Origin of the sequence: Pseudoalteromonas sp. 120-MNA-CIBAN-0494 (assembly GCF_040308885.1) — a bacterium.
Taxonomy (GTDB): domain Bacteria; phylum Pseudomonadota; class Gammaproteobacteria; order Enterobacterales; family Alteromonadaceae; genus Pseudoalteromonas; species Pseudoalteromonas nigrifaciens.
Map to the genome: position 1 here is coordinate 114,794 of NZ_JBEOOE010000002.1, position 14,958 is coordinate 129,751.

19 protein-coding genes are annotated in these 14,958 nt (G+C 40.6%); 6 read left to right on the forward strand and 13 right to left on the reverse strand.

The window, feature by feature from the left end:
• Nucleotides 1-12 precede the first annotated feature (12 nt).
• From AAEY55_RS02210 to dolP, 3 genes are read left to right on the forward strand one after another with little or no spacing between them, the layout of a single operon-like run.
• Nucleotides 13-384, forward strand: a complete 372-nt coding sequence (locus tag AAEY55_RS02210; protein WP_011329171.1) for a YraN family protein — start codon at nt 13-15, stop codon at nt 382-384.
• Between the two features lie 34 nt (nt 385-418).
• Complete coding sequence (locus AAEY55_RS02215) at nt 419-1,012, forward strand: SIS domain-containing protein (RefSeq protein ID WP_011329172.1); 594 nt, start codon at nt 419-421, stop codon at nt 1,010-1,012.
• Complete coding sequence (gene dolP, locus AAEY55_RS02220) at nt 1,005-1,571, forward strand: division/outer membrane stress-associated lipid-binding lipoprotein (RefSeq protein WP_011329173.1); 567 nt, start codon at nt 1,005-1,007, stop codon at nt 1,569-1,571. Before AAEY55_RS02215 ends, dolP begins: the two co-directional genes overlap by 8 nt.
• 265 nt (nt 1,572-1,836) lie before the next feature.
• On the opposite strand, the gene AAEY55_RS02225 is transcribed toward dolP, so the two are convergent.
• The 8 genes from AAEY55_RS02225 to zapE all read right to left on the reverse strand — a co-directional run bounded on the left by AAEY55_RS02225 (nt 1,837) and on the right by zapE (nt 8,334).
• On the reverse strand, nt 1,837-2,274 hold the full coding sequence (locus AAEY55_RS02225) for a ClpXP protease specificity-enhancing factor (RefSeq protein ID WP_011329174.1): 438 nt from the start codon (nt 2,272-2,274) through the stop codon (nt 1,837-1,839).
• Nucleotides 2,274-2,900 (reverse strand): stringent starvation protein SspA, encoded by a 627-nt coding sequence (sspA, locus tag AAEY55_RS02230; protein WP_011329175.1) that lies wholly within the window; start codon nt 2,898-2,900, stop codon nt 2,274-2,276. The genes AAEY55_RS02225 and sspA overlap by 1 nt, the downstream gene beginning before the upstream one ends.
• Before the next feature lie 79 nt (nt 2,901-2,979).
• Complete coding sequence (locus AAEY55_RS02235; RefSeq protein ID WP_011329176.1) at nt 2,980-3,723, reverse strand: cytochrome c1; 744 nt, start codon at nt 3,721-3,723, stop codon at nt 2,980-2,982.
• Complete coding sequence (locus AAEY55_RS02240) at nt 3,720-4,985, reverse strand: cytochrome b N-terminal domain-containing protein (protein ID WP_011329177.1); 1,266 nt, start codon at nt 4,983-4,985, stop codon at nt 3,720-3,722. The genes AAEY55_RS02235 and AAEY55_RS02240 overlap by 4 nt, the downstream gene beginning before the upstream one ends.
• On the reverse strand, nt 4,985-5,575 hold the full coding sequence (petA, locus tag AAEY55_RS02245) for a ubiquinol-cytochrome c reductase iron-sulfur subunit (RefSeq protein ID WP_011329178.1): 591 nt from the start codon (nt 5,573-5,575) through the stop codon (nt 4,985-4,987). Before petA ends, AAEY55_RS02240 begins: the two co-directional genes overlap by 1 nt.
• A 525-nt stretch (nt 5,576-6,100) precedes the next feature.
• Nucleotides 6,101-6,493 (reverse strand): 30S ribosomal protein S9, encoded by a 393-nt coding sequence (rpsI, locus tag AAEY55_RS02250; RefSeq protein WP_086995409.1) that lies wholly within the window; start codon nt 6,491-6,493, stop codon nt 6,101-6,103.
• A gap of 8 nt (nt 6,494-6,501) precedes the next feature.
• Nucleotides 6,502-6,930, reverse strand: coding sequence for a 50S ribosomal protein L13 (gene rplM / locus AAEY55_RS02255; RefSeq protein ID WP_011329180.1), 429 nt, complete (start codon nt 6,928-6,930; stop codon nt 6,502-6,504).
• A 315-nt stretch (nt 6,931-7,245) separates the two neighbouring features.
• Nucleotides 7,246-8,334 carry a cell division protein ZapE gene (gene zapE / locus AAEY55_RS02260; RefSeq protein WP_011329182.1) on the reverse strand — a complete coding sequence of 363 codons (1,089 nt, stop codon included), beginning with the start codon at nt 8,332-8,334 and terminating at the stop codon, nt 7,246-7,248.
• Between the two features lie 125 nt (nt 8,335-8,459).
• On the opposite strand from zapE, the gene AAEY55_RS02265 reads away from it, so the two are divergent.
• The 3 genes from AAEY55_RS02265 to AAEY55_RS02275 all read left to right on the forward strand — a co-directional run bounded on the left by AAEY55_RS02265 (nt 8,460) and on the right by AAEY55_RS02275 (nt 11,823).
• The gene (locus AAEY55_RS02265) at nt 8,460-8,894 is read left to right on the forward strand and encodes a YhcB family protein (protein WP_350549924.1); all 435 of its coding nucleotides are present in this window, start codon (nt 8,460-8,462) and stop codon (nt 8,892-8,894) included.
• Between the two features lie 394 nt (nt 8,895-9,288).
• Nucleotides 9,289-10,641 (forward strand): Do family serine endopeptidase, encoded by a 1,353-nt coding sequence (locus AAEY55_RS02270; RefSeq protein WP_086995406.1) that lies wholly within the window; start codon nt 9,289-9,291, stop codon nt 10,639-10,641.
• A gap of 99 nt (nt 10,642-10,740) precedes the next feature.
• A complete protein-coding gene (locus tag AAEY55_RS02275; RefSeq protein ID WP_011329185.1) occupies nt 10,741-11,823 on the forward strand; it encodes a trypsin-like peptidase domain-containing protein in 1,083 nt (360 codons plus the stop codon).
• A gap of 67 nt (nt 11,824-11,890) precedes the next feature.
• Here the strand turns inward: AAEY55_RS02275 and murA are convergent, their stop codons facing one another.
• The 5 genes from murA to mlaD are packed head-to-tail and all read right to left on the reverse strand — an operon-like array spanning nt 11,891 to nt 14,947.
• The gene (gene murA / locus AAEY55_RS02280) at nt 11,891-13,150 is read right to left on the reverse strand and encodes a UDP-N-acetylglucosamine 1-carboxyvinyltransferase (RefSeq protein WP_011329186.1); all 1,260 of its coding nucleotides are present in this window, start codon (nt 13,148-13,150) and stop codon (nt 11,891-11,893) included.
• Nucleotides 13,151-13,163: 13 nt separating this feature from the next.
• A complete protein-coding gene (locus tag AAEY55_RS02285; protein ID WP_011329187.1) occupies nt 13,164-13,421 on the reverse strand; it encodes a BolA family protein in 258 nt (85 codons plus the stop codon).
• Between the two features lie 5 nt (nt 13,422-13,426).
• Nucleotides 13,427-13,720 (reverse strand): lipid asymmetry maintenance protein MlaB, encoded by a 294-nt coding sequence (locus AAEY55_RS02290; RefSeq protein ID WP_011329188.1) that lies wholly within the window; start codon nt 13,718-13,720, stop codon nt 13,427-13,429.
• Nucleotides 13,713-14,393 carry a phospholipid-binding protein MlaC gene (locus AAEY55_RS02295; protein ID WP_011329189.1) on the reverse strand — a complete coding sequence of 227 codons (681 nt, stop codon included), beginning with the start codon at nt 14,391-14,393 and terminating at the stop codon, nt 13,713-13,715. The genes AAEY55_RS02290 and AAEY55_RS02295 overlap by 8 nt, the downstream gene beginning before the upstream one ends.
• Nucleotides 14,394-14,398: 5 nt before the next feature.
• Nucleotides 14,399-14,947: an outer membrane lipid asymmetry maintenance protein MlaD gene (mlaD, locus tag AAEY55_RS02300; protein ID WP_011329190.1), complete on the reverse strand. Its 549-nt coding sequence runs from the start codon at nt 14,945-14,947 to the stop codon at nt 14,399-14,401.
• Between the last annotated feature and the right edge of the window lie 11 nt (nt 14,948-14,958).

A 14,958-nucleotide genomic window follows, 5' to 3' on the forward strand; every position in this document is an offset into this window, starting at 1 on the left:
TAAGGGGGCGACATGTCTTGGTTTAAACAGCTGTGGCAAAACAGTCGTGAAAAAGGCCAGTATTATGAGCTCCAGGCACAAAAGTATTTAGTTTCTCAAGGGTTAACAGCAATTGAGCGTAACTATTACTGCCCCTTTGGCGAACTTGATGTAATTATGAAAGACGGTAACACTTTGGTTTTTGTGGAAGTTAAGTTTCGTAAAAACCACGCTCGCGGCGGCGCTAATTACGCATTAAGTATACAAAAACAAGCACGCTTAAAACGCAGTATTTATCATTACTTAGCCGCTAAAAACCTAACAAATCAGCCGTTAAGAATCGATTATGTAGCAATCACTGGAGAGCCGTCTATGCATATTAACTGGCTCAAAAACGTATTTTAAAAACAAAGAACTAGGTATAAATTGTTGGTATTCTATGCAAGACACAATTAAAGAAATTTTTACAGAAAGCATTCAGGTACAAATAGCAGCGGGTGAGGTATTACCCAGTGCATTAGAGTCAGCCGCTTTTACCATTGCTCAAAGCCTGATCAACGGCAATAAGCTTATTTGTTGCGGTACAGCTAACTGCCATATGCTTGCTCAACACATGGCAGGTGTTTTAGTTAATCATTATGAAACCGAGCGCCCTTGCCTGCCTGCTATTGCGTTATCGCAAGAGAGTATTAACTTAGGGCAAAGTACTCAGGTTGACGATTACGACACGTTTGCTCGTCAAGTACGTGCCTTTGCTCAACAAGGTGACTTACTGCTGGCACTGGCTATTAATGGTAATGAAAAACAAATTATTTCAGCGGTAGAGGCGGCACTAACTAAGGATATGAAGGTCATAGTTATGGTTGGTGATGACGGCGGTGAGCTAGTTGGTTTACTTGGCCCTAATGATGTTGAGATTAGAACGCCTTCTAAACGCCCAAGCCGTATTATCGAGTCGCATTTAGTTAACTTACATTGTTTAAGTGAACTGGTTGATTTAACGCTTTTCCCGCAGGATGAAAATTATGTTTAAACGCTCCCTTATTATTTTAGGCACGGTTGTATTACTGCAAGGGTGTGCAGCCGCAGTGGTTGCTGGTACTGCTAGTGCAATAACAGCTGCAAACGATCGTCGTACAATTGGCTCTCAGATCGATGACAGCAATATTGAAATAAAAGCTAGCATTGCAATTAGTGAAGTAGATCGCTTGCATAAATTTGCTCATATTAGCGCTGTAAGCGTTAATGGCATTGTTTTATTAGTTGGCCAAGTTGCCAATGAAGAAATGAAAAACGAAGCTAATAGAGCCATTGAGAGTGTTGCTGGCATTCGAAAAATACATAACCAAATTCGTATTGGTTCAAATATTGGGGTGACTACCCAAACTCATGACTCTTGGTTAACCTCAAAAGTAAAAGCACAGCTATTAACCGCTAAAAATATTAGCAGTAATAATATTAAAGTAGTGACTGAAAATGCCGAAGTATTTTTGATGGGTTTAGTTTCTGACGCAGAAGCAGAGCAAGCAGTAAATATTGCGCGTAATGTATCGGGTGTTGAGCGCGTAATTAAAGTATTTGAATATTTGTAAAGATAGCTGGTTCAAGGAATATAAAAGCCTTGTAGTTAACACTGCAAGGTTTTTTATACCGGTGGGAAAACCCGCCGTTACAACAATCAACCTTAACCCACGTCTCGCAGCCCACTCCCGCAAACTTTAAGGCATAAAGCCTTAAGCGAAACTTTGTGCTTGGCTTAATCTCTACCTAATACCTAAAACCTTTTACTTTTATACAGACATAAAAAAACCGCTTATTAGCGGTTTTTCTTTTATCATTAACAGATTATAAAATGTATTATTTTATAACACGTAAATGCGAACCTTTTTTCTTTTCAGGCTTTTCTGGTGGTGTTTCGTCAACATAATTTGCTGATGAATCAACACTTTCAAAATCTGGAGCAAAATCGTCTTCGTCCTCTAAAAACTCATCTGCTGTAAAGACCGTACCCTCGCCATTTTCACGCGCGTATATTGCAAGTACAGCCCTTAAAGGCACATACACTTGCATTGGCTGACCACCAAACCGCGCGCTAAAGCTAAGCTGCTCATTATCTAACGAAAACTGCGTTACCGCTGAAGGACTTATGTTTAATACAATTTGTCCATCTTGCACAAACTGTGTTGGCACTTGTACTGCAGGGTAATCAGCGTCAACCACTAAATGTGGCGTGCATTCGTTATCAACAATCCAATCAAAAAAAGCGCGTAATAAATAAGGACGATTAGGCGTCATTATAAACGGATCTCACGCTCAGTTTCAGTTAAAGAAGCTTGGAATGATTCACGCTCAAATAAGCGGATCATATACTCTTTAAGCTCTTTAGAACCTGCACCGTTAAGCTCAATACCAAATTCAGGTAAACGCCATAATAGTGGAGCAAGGTAACAATCTACTAAGCTAAACTCTTCACTCATAAAGTAAGGTGCTTCGCTAAAGATTGCTGCAACCGCAAGCAATGCTTCTGTTAGCTCTTTACGAGCTTGAGCAGCATCTGGTGCGTTGTTAGTGATTTTGTCAGCTAGGCTGTACCAATCAGTATCAATACGGTGCATCATTAAACGGCTACGGCCACGCATTACCGGGTAAACAGGCATTAGTGGAGGATGAGGGAAACGTTCATCAAGGTATTCCATGATGATATTTGCCTGATATAAACCAAGCTCACGGTCAATCAGTGTTGGCACTGTACCGTAAGGGTTAATTTCGTGAAGTGCCTCTGGCAGGTTATCTTTTTCAGCCAAATGAATATCTACACTTACACCTTTTTCAGCAAGTACAATGCGTACTTGGTGGCTATACATACAGTTAGCACCAGAAAAAAGGGTCATTACAGGGCGCTTATTGGCAGCTACGGCCATGCCTACCTCCATTAAATAACTAAAACAGCAATAGGGGCTTAAGCCCCTATTGCAAAATTACCTTTAAACATGTTCAAACTTAATGAACATCTCTCCAGTATTCTTTCTTAAGCATAAATGCCAAGATAAATAGGATGAATAAAAATCCAATTACCTTAATACCTATTGCTTCTGACTCAAGACGTGAAGGTTCACCCACGTACTCAAGGAAGTTGGTTAAATCGCGAGCAGCTTGGTCGTATTCATCTACACTTAATTCACCTGAGCCATCAGTTTCAGTAGCAATAATTCTGGTCACAGTATGACCATTCACTTCTACTTCTTCTGTAATAGCTGTTGGTAAGCCTTGTAGTTCTTGCAGAACATGCGGCATACCTACAGATGGAAACAATGTATTGTTTACGCCAAATGGACGTGACTCATCTTTGTAGAACGATTTTAAATACGTATATATCCAATCAGAACCACGAACACGTGCAACGTTAGTTAAATCTGGTGGCGCAGCACCAAACCACTTTTCAGCATCTTCTTTCGCCATCGCATTGGTAATATGGCTACCTACTTTTGAACCGTCAAAAATTAACTGTTCTGCGCCAATTTCCGTTGGAATACCGATATCACGAAAAGTACGTTCATAACGCTGGTATTGCATTTGATGACAAGCAACACAATAGTTCATGAACAATTTAGCACCGCGTTGCAACGAAGGCTGATCTGTTAGGTCATTACCAGCATCTAATAATGCCACTGAAGGACCTGCAGCCATTGCCGGCAACACATTAATTGATAAAGCAAATAAACCAATAAGTAGCTTTTTCATCATTTCAGTAACCTCTCAGGCAATGGCTTAGTTTTTTCATTCTTACTGTATACAAATAACAGTACGAAGAACATAAAGTAAGTCACAGTACATATCTGCGAAACAATTGTTTTCATGTCAGTTTGTGGTGTTGCACCAACCCAACCTAAAAGAACAAAAGTAACAACAAAGCCTGCAATGTTCCATTTGTGGAAACCACAACGGTAACGAACTGAGCGAACTGAACCACGATCTATCCAAGGTAATAACGCAAGCACTACAATAGATGCACCCATTGCTGCAACACCCATTAACTTATCAGGGATCGCACGTAAGATTGCATAAAATGGCGTAAAGTACCAAACTGGAAAAATATGCTCTGGTGTTTTCAGCGGGTTAGCCGCTTCAAAGTTTGGCGCTTCTAAAAAGAAACCACCCATGGCTGGCATAAAGAACACCACCCAACAGAACAATATTAAGAAACCAACCACACCCACAATATCTTTTACTGTGTAATAAGGGTGGAACGGGATCGCATCAAGAATATCTTTTTTATCAGTATAATATTCATGGAACTTAAACTTAGGTTTATCTTCTTCAGCTACCGTACCTTTTTTACGCTTGTTATCTACGCCTTCAGGGTTATTTGACCCTACTTCATGTAGTGCAACTATGTGTAAAAATACTAAAATCACGATAACTAATGGTAAAGCAATAACATGCAATGCAAAGAAGCGGTTAAGCGTTGCACCCGATATTACGTAATCACCACGGATCCAAAGTGTTAAATCATCACCTATAACCGGAATTGCTCCAAATAGTGAAATGATTACCTGTGCACCCCAAAATGACATTTGCCCCCATGGTAATAAGTACCCCATGAATGCTTCGGCCATTAGCGCTAAGAAAATAAACATACCAAATACCCACAGTAATTCCCGTGGTTTTTGATAAGAGCCGTAGATCATGCCACGGAACATATGTAAATATACAACGATGAAAAACGCTGATGCACCGGTTGAGTGTAAATAACGTAATAACCAGCCATAATCAACATCACGCATGATGTATTCAACTGATGCAAACGCCCCCTCAGCAGAAGGTACATAGTTCATAGTTAACCAAATTCCTGTAAGAATTTGGTTAACTAGTACTAACATAGCTAGTGAGCCAAAGAAGTACCAAAAGTTAAAGTTTTTAGGTGCTGGGTACTGTGCAATATGCATGTTCCAGACACGTGTCAATGGTATACGGTCGTCTAGCCAACCAATAATCTTACCAAACATTAGGCCACTCCTTGTTCTTCGCCCACTAATATAGTGGTTTCATCAAGAAAAGTGTATGGTGGTATTTCTAGGTTTAATGGTGCAGGTACCGATTGGAATACACGGCCAGCCATATCAAACTTAGAACCATGACATGGACAGTAAAAACCGTCGTCAGTCCCTTCCACTTTTTCACCAAAGCCACCTTGTAAAAAGCTAGGTGAACATCCTAAATGAGTACAAATACCTACAGCCAAAAATATTTCTGGACGCAATGAACGGTAATCATTTGTTGATGATTCTAATTGTTGTGGCTCTTGCGAATGCGGGTCACGAAGTTGATCTTCATGTCCTTTCATTTGCTCAAGCATTTTTGGGGTCCGTGATACAACCCATACAGGTTTACCACGCCACTCGACACGTATTAATTGTCCTGGCTCAAGTTTGCTTATGTCTACTTCTACAGGCGCACCCGCAGATTTAGCTCGCTCACTTGGATTCCAAGACGCAATAAAAGGAACAGCAGCCCCAGCCGCACCAACACCACCAACAACAGAGGTAGCTATGGTTAAAAAGCGACGTCGGCCATTGTCTACAGGCGCATTGCTCATCCACTTATCTCCACTATGATTCTCAACACTTGCTATATTGAGAACATCAGTTACAGCAGGTTAATTTTTTTGAATTATAAAATAGAAACGATCATATTTAAATCCTTGTTTAAAACAAGGTTACTCACAGCCCCATGCTCGAATAATCCTGACTTGCTCAAAAAATAGATTAAGTTAGCTCGAGTATGAAGCCGAATGACTATCATATCGCTTCTGTAAAAATAATATACTGACTCAGGTCAACCTCACCAAAACAAGCAGTAACAACTGCATTTGCTAGGGCTAAACCTGCTCACATTATTTGCCAGCCAATTGTAGCAAAAAAATTCACCAATTAACTGATGGATTTAAACTAATTACGATAATTATTTAACTTTTTTAGTATTCACTGAGTGTTTTTTTACTTTTGCTCATTAAACACGCTGAGTTTATCAATTACCTATCGTCAAAGTTACCATTTATTATGTCGCGAAAAACAAAAAACCCAGCATAAGCTGGGTTTTTGAATTCTTGATAACGTAAATATTAACGTTTTGAGAACTGTGGACGCTTACGCGCTTTCTTAAGACCCACTTTCTTACGTTCAACTTTACGTGCATCACGAGTTACGAAACCTGCTTTACGAAGTTGTGGACGTAGTGACTCGTCAAACTCCATAAGTGCACGAGTAATACCGTGACGGATTGCACCAGCTTGACCAGTTGTACCACCACCAGAAACGGTGATGTGAAGATCAAACTTTTCAGTCATATCAACAAGCTCTAGAGCTTGATGAACAACCATACGTGCTGTTTCGCGACCAAAGTACTCTTCTAAAGAGCGCTTGTTGATTACGATGTTACCAGTACCTGGGCGTAAGAACACGCGAGCACTAGAACTTTTACGACGACCTGTACCGTAGTATTGATTTGCCATGATGGTGCTCCTTAAATGTCTAGAACCTGAGGCTGTTGTGCAGCATGGTTATGCTCAGTACCTGTGTAAACTTTAAGTTTACGGTACATAGCGCGGCCTAAAGGACCACGTGGCAACATGCCTTTAACAGCTTTTTCGATGATCATTTCAGGCTTTGCAGCTTGAAGTTTATCAAAAGTAGTAGACTTAAGACCACCTGGAAAACCAGAGTGTGAATAGTACACTTTGTTTTTGAATTTGTTACCAGTTACAGTAACTTTTTCAGCGTTGATAACGATGATATAATCACCAGTATCTACGTGCGGTGTATATTCAACTTTATGCTTACCGCGTAGGCGGAGAGCGATTTCAGTAGCGATGCGACCTAAAGTTTTACCTTCAGCGTCAACTACGTACCAGTCACGTTTTACTGTTTCTGGTTTAGCAACAAACGTTTTCATTTATAAAAATCCAATGTTTTTCAATTAAAACCACAAGTAGTTAATATTAACTACTGCTCTAAGTTTGCTATAACCCCTTCGAGTTTTAGACTTTTGCGCCGCTCACAAGTGGCTAGACTATATGAAGGCATAGAACGCAACGTGGCAGGAGCGGGAGTATATCAGCACTTTTATTGCATTACTACCGGCGGGTTGTTTTTTCCACAAATTTTTTAACTGCTAGGCACTTTATATTAAAAAGACCTTCGCTGTGTATTGGGTTCTAGCATTGAGCCCCTTCCTCAAAAGAATAAATTAGCCCTAAGGCGCTAACTTTTATGCTAAATGCTCTTTCGCTAAATACTCTAGCGACTGCATTTCTTGTAAGCGACTTATGCAGCGTTTAAACTCAAAGCTTAAATTACCTTGAGTATAGAGCTCTGTAATGGGTTTTTCTGCCGAAATTATTAAAGTCACGTGGCGTTCGTAAAATTCATCTACTAATGCAATAAAGCGTCTTGCTGCGTCGTCATTCACTTGCCCAAATTGTTTTACGTTAGACAAAATAACTGTGTTATATAAACGGCTAATTTCCATGTAATCTACTTGGCTACGCGCGGTTTCACATAATTCGCTAAACTCAAACATTACAACACAATCAGATACTTTACGGGTTTTAATCATGCGCCCTTCAATTTCAATGGCGGTATTAGATTTACCCTGTTCGTGTGATAACTTATCAAAGTATTCAAATAGATTTTTATCGGCTTGCTCATCGAGTGGGCTGTGAAATATCTCTGCCTGCTCTAAAGTTCTTAATCTGTAATCTATGCCCGAATCGACATTTACTATTTCTGTATTTGCATTAACAAGCGCAATCGCGGGCAAAAAGCGCGCGCGCTGTAAGCCATTTCGATACAACTCATCGGGAATAATATTCGACGTAGCAACTAACACTATGCCACGAGCAAACAGTGCTTCCATTAAGCCACCGAGTAACATAGCATCGGTAATGTCTTGAACGTAAAATTCATCAAAACAAATTATATCGGTTTCGGCTTTAAAAATATCAGCTACTATTTCTAGTGGGTTTTCTTTTTTATTTAATTTTTTAAGCTCGTCATGTACTCGGTGCATAAAGCGGTGAAAATGCACGCGCATTTTACGCTGCCCCGGTAGTGCTTCATAAAAGGTATCAACTAAATACGTTTTACCACGCCCTACTCCGCCCCAAAAATACAAACCTTTTATAGGTGCAGGCTCTGTTTTATTAAATAGCTTTGCAAAAAAACCGGTAGGTTGCGGTTTTGCTTGAGTTAAATCATCATATAAGCGCTGTAAATGACGTACAGCATTTTCTTGTGCTGCGTCGTATACAAAGTCATCACGCTTGAGGTCTTGCTGGTATGTTTGCCAAGGAGTCATATCTATTTACAGTTAAAACGCAGTTTAATTTACAAAGCATATTAACACGCATCATTAGTCAGGGTATATTAGACTTAGTTTGATTTAAGATATTCGTTAGTTATTTTCCCAAAGAGGTGATATTTATGGGTACATTTACATGGGTCGGTTTAGTTATTATTGTTGCTATAGCCGCATTTTTCATCGGTGCATTTGTCACTAAAAAACAGTTCAAGCATGATGAATTAGAAGAGCAGGTTGAACAAGCAAAAAATACGCTAGAGCAATATCGACAAGATGTAGCTGATCACTTAGCAAATACTGGTAAGTTAGTAACTAAAATGAAAGACAATTACGATCAGTTACTTAGCCATGTTGAAGAAACTAATCAGTTTTTACTAGAGGACAGAAATAAAGCACCTGCTGAACCTTTTTTCTCTAAAGAGATGACTGAGCAGTTACAAGCTTCACTTAAAGAGCGCCGCTCAGATCGCTCTAACGCCGATGCACAGCCGGCTGATTACGTATCGGGTGAGTCTGGTTTGTTTGCTGGCGAAGCAAAATCTTCAACAGCATCTTGATGAACTTTTTTTCAACCCCATAGTCTTTAGATATAACAGCTTTGTTGTTTTAAAGGGCCTGTTTTTCTTTCGAGGTTGAATTTGCAGCAGTATGTTTGATTTTTAGGCAAGGCAGAGCCTGTGCCATGTGGTTATTTCACATAAACAGGCGATAACGCAGCATAAATAACAAACATGCGCTGCCCTTGGGTTCGTCCTAGGGGGAATTTACTCATTGTTGCTCGGTTTTTACTTAGCCCACTAGGTTACAAATCTCGCGCCGCGATTAAACCCCCTCTAGATAGAACAAATTACAATCCTGCAAAGGTCAACAGGCCCTAAATAAACCGAAAAGGGCTGCTTTTAAAGTAGCCCTTTTTGTTTTCGCTTATCCTAAGTGGAGTAAACCCTGACTATGAAAATGAAATTATCACTTATCAGCGCAGCTATTTTGTCTACTAGCCTATTATTGAGCCCGGTTACGTCTTACGCAAAAATGCCGATTGCAGTAAATGGCCAACAATTACCAACACTTGCGCCTATGTTAGAGCAAATAACCCCTGGTGTTGTCAGTATCCAGGTTTCGGGCTCAAAAGAAATACGTCGCCGCGCCGATCCGCTGGAGTTCTTTTTTGGTAACCCACAACCTCGCAGTCAAAAACGTCAATTTAGCGGGTTAGGCTCAGGGGTTATTATTGATGCTAAGAAAGGTTATGTGGTCACTAACAACCATGTGATCCAAGACGCCGAAAAAATGATAGTCACCCTTGAAGACGGCCGAGAGTTTGAGGCAACCAAAATTGGCACTGATAAAGAGTCTGATATCGCCTTATTACAAATAGATGCAGATGATTTAACCGCAGTAAAGCTAGCTAACTCTGATAATTTACGGGTGGGCGACTTTGCTGTTGCCATTGGTAACCCATTTGGTTTAAGCCATACGGTTACATCTGGCATAGTAAGCGCACTTGGTCGCAGTGGCTTAAATATTGAAGGTTACGAAGATTTCATTCAAACCGATGCCGCTATTAACCAAGGTAACTCTGGTGGTGCATTAGTTAATTTAAATGGCGAGCTAATTGGAATTAACACCGCAATTTTAGGCGCATCTGGCGGTAACGTAGGTATTGGCTTTGCTATTCCTTCTAATATGATGAAAAACTTAGTTGATCAAATTATTGAACACGGTGAAGTTCGCCGTGGCTCGCTAGGAATATCAGGTCGCCCTCTCGATGCTGGGCTTGCCAAAGCACAGCAGCTTGACGTAAAACAGGGCGCGTATGTTATGCAAGTAATGGATAACACTGCAGCCAGCAAAGCGGGCATACAAGCAGGCGATGTTATTATTAGCATTAATGGTAGTGATATTAGCGGCTTTCATGAATTACGCAGTAAAATAGCAACCTTAGGCGAAGGCCGAGACGTTAAATTAGGTATTTACCGCGATGGTAAGATAAAAACCGTTAAAGTAACCCTAGATGGCGCATCTGGTATTACCGCAACTGGCGAAGAATTACACCCTGCATTTCAAGGTGCCACATTAGAAAACGTTAAGAAAAATAACGCTAAGGGTATTGAAGTTAGTACGGTAGATCCGCGCTCTCCTGCAGCGCGTGTTGGTCTTGAAGAAGGTGATATTATTGTGCAAGTAAATCGCCAGCGCGTAGAAAGCATAAATGATATGAACCAGATCATTGAAAACATCAAAGGCAACATTGTATTAGGGGTAAAACGCGGTCGTGAGTCTATATTTGTACTCATTCAATAATTTATAACCGTTAAAATGCAATAAAAGTAACAGCGGCACTTGCCGCTGTTATTTTTTTTGGCCATCATAAAGAGATTGCTCACTAACAATAAGAATCTTGTGCTAAAAATCTTAAAATTTATACTCCCTCCTCTATTTGCAGGCCTAGGTATTGCTTTTTTAGTGGTTTTTTTTAGTCCTAATATGCGCACTGCATTGCTGCCTAATGTGCCACTGCCCAGTGCTATGAGTAGCAACCATTTAAGCTTTTCAGATGCGGTTAAGCGTGCGGCTCCTTCGGTAGTCACCGTTTTTTCAGAAAGTATTTCTAAAGAACCACGCTATAAACGACAAAACACCGTACAAGAACTAGGTTCGGGCGTGATCATGTCGCAAGATGGCTATATTCTTACCAATTATCATGTGATTAATAATGCCGACCAAATACTGGTTATATTAACCGATGGCCGACGCTTTTTTGATGTACAGCTTATTGGTTTTGATACTATTACTGACCTTGCGCTCTTAAAAATTAATGCCGATCACTTACCTGTTATTCCTGTTAACGATGACTACTCATCAAGTGTTGGCGACATTGTACTGGCCATTGGTAACCCTTTAAATTTAGGGCAAACCATTACCCAAGGCATTATTAGCGCCACCGGCAAACAAAAAATCACCGACAGTCCTTATAATAATTTATTGCAAATGGACGCAGCCATTAATGTAGGCAATTCGGGCGGTGCATTAGTTAATTCCAATGGTGATTTAGTCGGTATTACTTCTGCGCAATTTAAAACTCGCGAAAACTTAAACATACAGGGAATATTTTTTGCGGTTCCTTACTCTTTAGTAAAAGAGGTTATGGCAAAACTAATTCGCCATGGCCGAGTGGTTCGTGGCTACTTAGGCTTTGAGGGGACAGCTGTAGATAGCACAGGCAAAGAAGTAAACGACAGCCTAACGCCCGTGGCAGGTATGCGTATTACTAACTTAGACCCACTAGGCCCAGCTTGGCAGGCCGGTATTGAAGAGCAAGATATTGTAATTGAAATAGCAGGACTTTCGGTAGCAAACCCACAAAAAGTGTTAGAAAAAATAGGCAATACCGAACCCGGTAAAGAAATAGAATTTGAGCTGTACCGCAATGGTAAAATAGAAAAAATAATGGTGACGGTTGCAGAGCTTGAAACTAAGCTTTAATAAAAAGGCCGGATAGCAAATTAGCTTATCCGGCCTTTAAAAATACCTTAACTAACTAAATAGTTATTTAACTACTTCTACGTTTAATATTAGCACCTAACGCGCTGAGCTTATCTTCAATGCGCTCATAACCTCTATCAACATGATAAATACGATCAACTATCGTTTCACCTTGCGCCACTATACCGGTTAAAATTAAACTGGCTGATGCACGTAGGTCGGTTGCCATAACTTGGGCACCGCTAAGAGTTTTTGTATCACCACAAATAGCTGTGTTGCCTTCTAAGCGAATATTTGCGCCCATACGTTGTAGCTCAGGTACATGCATAAAGCGGTTTTCAAAAATAGTTTCGGTAATGGTGGCACTACCATTAGCCACTACATTTAATGCGGTAAACTGCGCCTGCATATCGGTAGGAAAACCAGGATGCGGAGCTGTTTTAATATTAACGGCTTTTAATTCTCTGCCGCGCATATCTAAATAAATGCTGTTGTCATGTACTTCTAACAATGCATTGGTTGCACGTAGCTTTTCAATTACCGGCTCAAGTGAATGAAAATCGGTCATCTTACACAGCACTTCGCCACCGGCCATAGCAGCAGCAACTAAAAAAGTACCTGTTTCAATACGATCTGGTAAAATACGGTGCTCACAACCCGCTAAACGCTCAACGCCTTCAATTTCAATACGGTTTGTACCCGCACCCGTAATTTTAGCGCCCATAGCAATTAAGCAATTAGCCAAGTCTGTTATTTCTGGCTCACAAGCTGCATTTTCAAGCACAGTTTTGCCATCGGCTAAGGTCGCGGCCATCAATAGGTTTTCAGTAGCGCCAACGCTAACCATCTCCATAAAGATTTCAGCGCCTTTTAAGCGACCATTTACTTTGGCATTAATATAGCCGTTTTCTACGTTGATTTGTGCGCCCATGCGCTCTAAACCTTGAATATGAATATCCACAGGTCGAGCCCCAATAGCGCAGCCACCAGGGAGTGACACTTGTGCTTCACCAAAACGCGCCACTAAAGGCCCGAGTGTCAGTACCGATGCACGCATTTGCTTAACTAGGTCATACGGAGCAAGTGTTTTATCCACTGTTGCGCCGTCAATCACAAGCGTGTCGCCTTGCCAATTAACACTCGCACCTAAGGTTTTTAATAACGCTTCGGTGGTAACTATGTCACGCAAGCGCGGTACATTAGTAAACGTACTTTTACCATCGGCTAATAATGCGGCAAATAAAATAGGAAGTGCCGCATTTTTAGCGCCAGAGATAGTAACTTCACCCGCAAGCGAAGTGCCACCTTGAATTACAAATTGATCCATGTAGGGGCCTTTTTTATTGCGGTAAAATAAATTTTTGTTCGCGTTTCCACTCTACAGGAGTAAAAGCGCGAATTGATACTGCGTGAATGGTGCCATCTGAAATAGTATTCATTAATGGTCCATAAACTAGCTGTTGCTTTTTCACTCGGCTTAAACCGTCAAAGCATTCGCCAACAGCTATTACTTCATAATGGCTACCATTGGCTTTAACATGTACTTCTGCTAATTGAAGTTCATCGCGTAATAATATTTCGACTTGGCTAGTTTCCATAACTCTCACTCAAATAGGGTTGTAACTTGACCCAATTGCATTAAATTTTGCAATTGTTCAGGTGGATTTTGCAACTCAAGGCGAATGCCTTGTTGCTTGTACTGCGCAAAAGTGTGAATTAACCAAGCTAAGCCTGCTGTGTCAACCCTAGATACGTCACTAAGGTCAAAGTAGCAGATTTTATGCTTGGTTATTGCCTGACTGCCCAGGCCTTTTTCATCGCCAATTGAACTTCGAGTAAGCTCACCACTGACTCGAAAATGTTGCTCATCAACTTGGCTTATCACCAACTTAGTCATTGGTGTCGCTGCCTCTAAACTGTACTGGCAGTTGGCTCTTTTGCTCTAAAAGGTTACTTACGTGGTCAATACCTTGTTGGCGTAACATGCCTTGTAGCTCACTTTGCTTTGCATCTAGTAAGCTAATACCTTCTGCAATCATATCGTAAGCACGCCATTCACCACTTCTATCTTCACGTACTTTAAAGTCAATTTTAATATCGGGTTTACCCGCTTCAATGATCTTGGTTTTTACTACCACCACATCTTTACCTTTAAAAGGTTGTGGTGCGCCAAACTCGACTTGTTGGTTGGTGTATTGGGTAAAAACACCTGCATACGTTGCTACTAGGTACTCTCTAAATACCACAATAAAGCGCTGAATATCTTTAATTGCGCGCGCTTTTTCAGCTTCATCGGTTATTGCACGCACTTTTGATACTTCGCTGCCTAACACTCGCAGTGCCGCATATTTGTAGTCAATGTAGGGCATTAATTCTTCTTCAACAATGACACGTAAATGCTCATTATTTTTAATAATTAATGGCTGATCTTTTGTGATCCGCTCAAAGGTATTATCTGCCACTTGACGTACCATTTTGTTAGGATCTGTTAGCTTAACATCGGCAGCTTTAACTACCTGTGCAAACGTTAGGGTACTAAGCGCTGCAATAACTAAAAACTTTTTCAACATAATAATTACTCACTACCTTGGTTGAATAAAAACTGCCCAATTAACTCTTCTAGCACTAAGGCAGACTTAGTATCGGTAATAGATCCACCGTCACCTAGCGCTTTACTTTCTACGCCAAATAAATCATCAATTGCTTGATCTTGTTCGTTATGTACCACAGTTAAACCTAAACAACGCTGCTCTGCAGATTCTGGTGCAATAACAGGGTTAATCCCTAAGTACTGCTCACCTAAAATGCCTGACGTTAAAATAGAGATTGAGCTAGTGTCTGAAAAACGACATAAATACTGTGCATCAATGGTCATATTAACAACTGGTAAAAATTCTTGCGGATGAACATAAATAGATTCTACCCGGCCAATAACCACACCGCCCACTTTAATGGGTGCACGGGGCTTTAATGAGCCTATGTTTTCAAATTTAGCATTAAGTGTGTATGTGTCACCTGAGCCACTAATACCAGTGTTGGCCACTTTAAGCGCAAGCATAGCAAATGCTAAAATGCCTAATGCGACAAAAAAACCAACTAAAATCTCTAATTTCCGTGAATTCATTATCTATACCC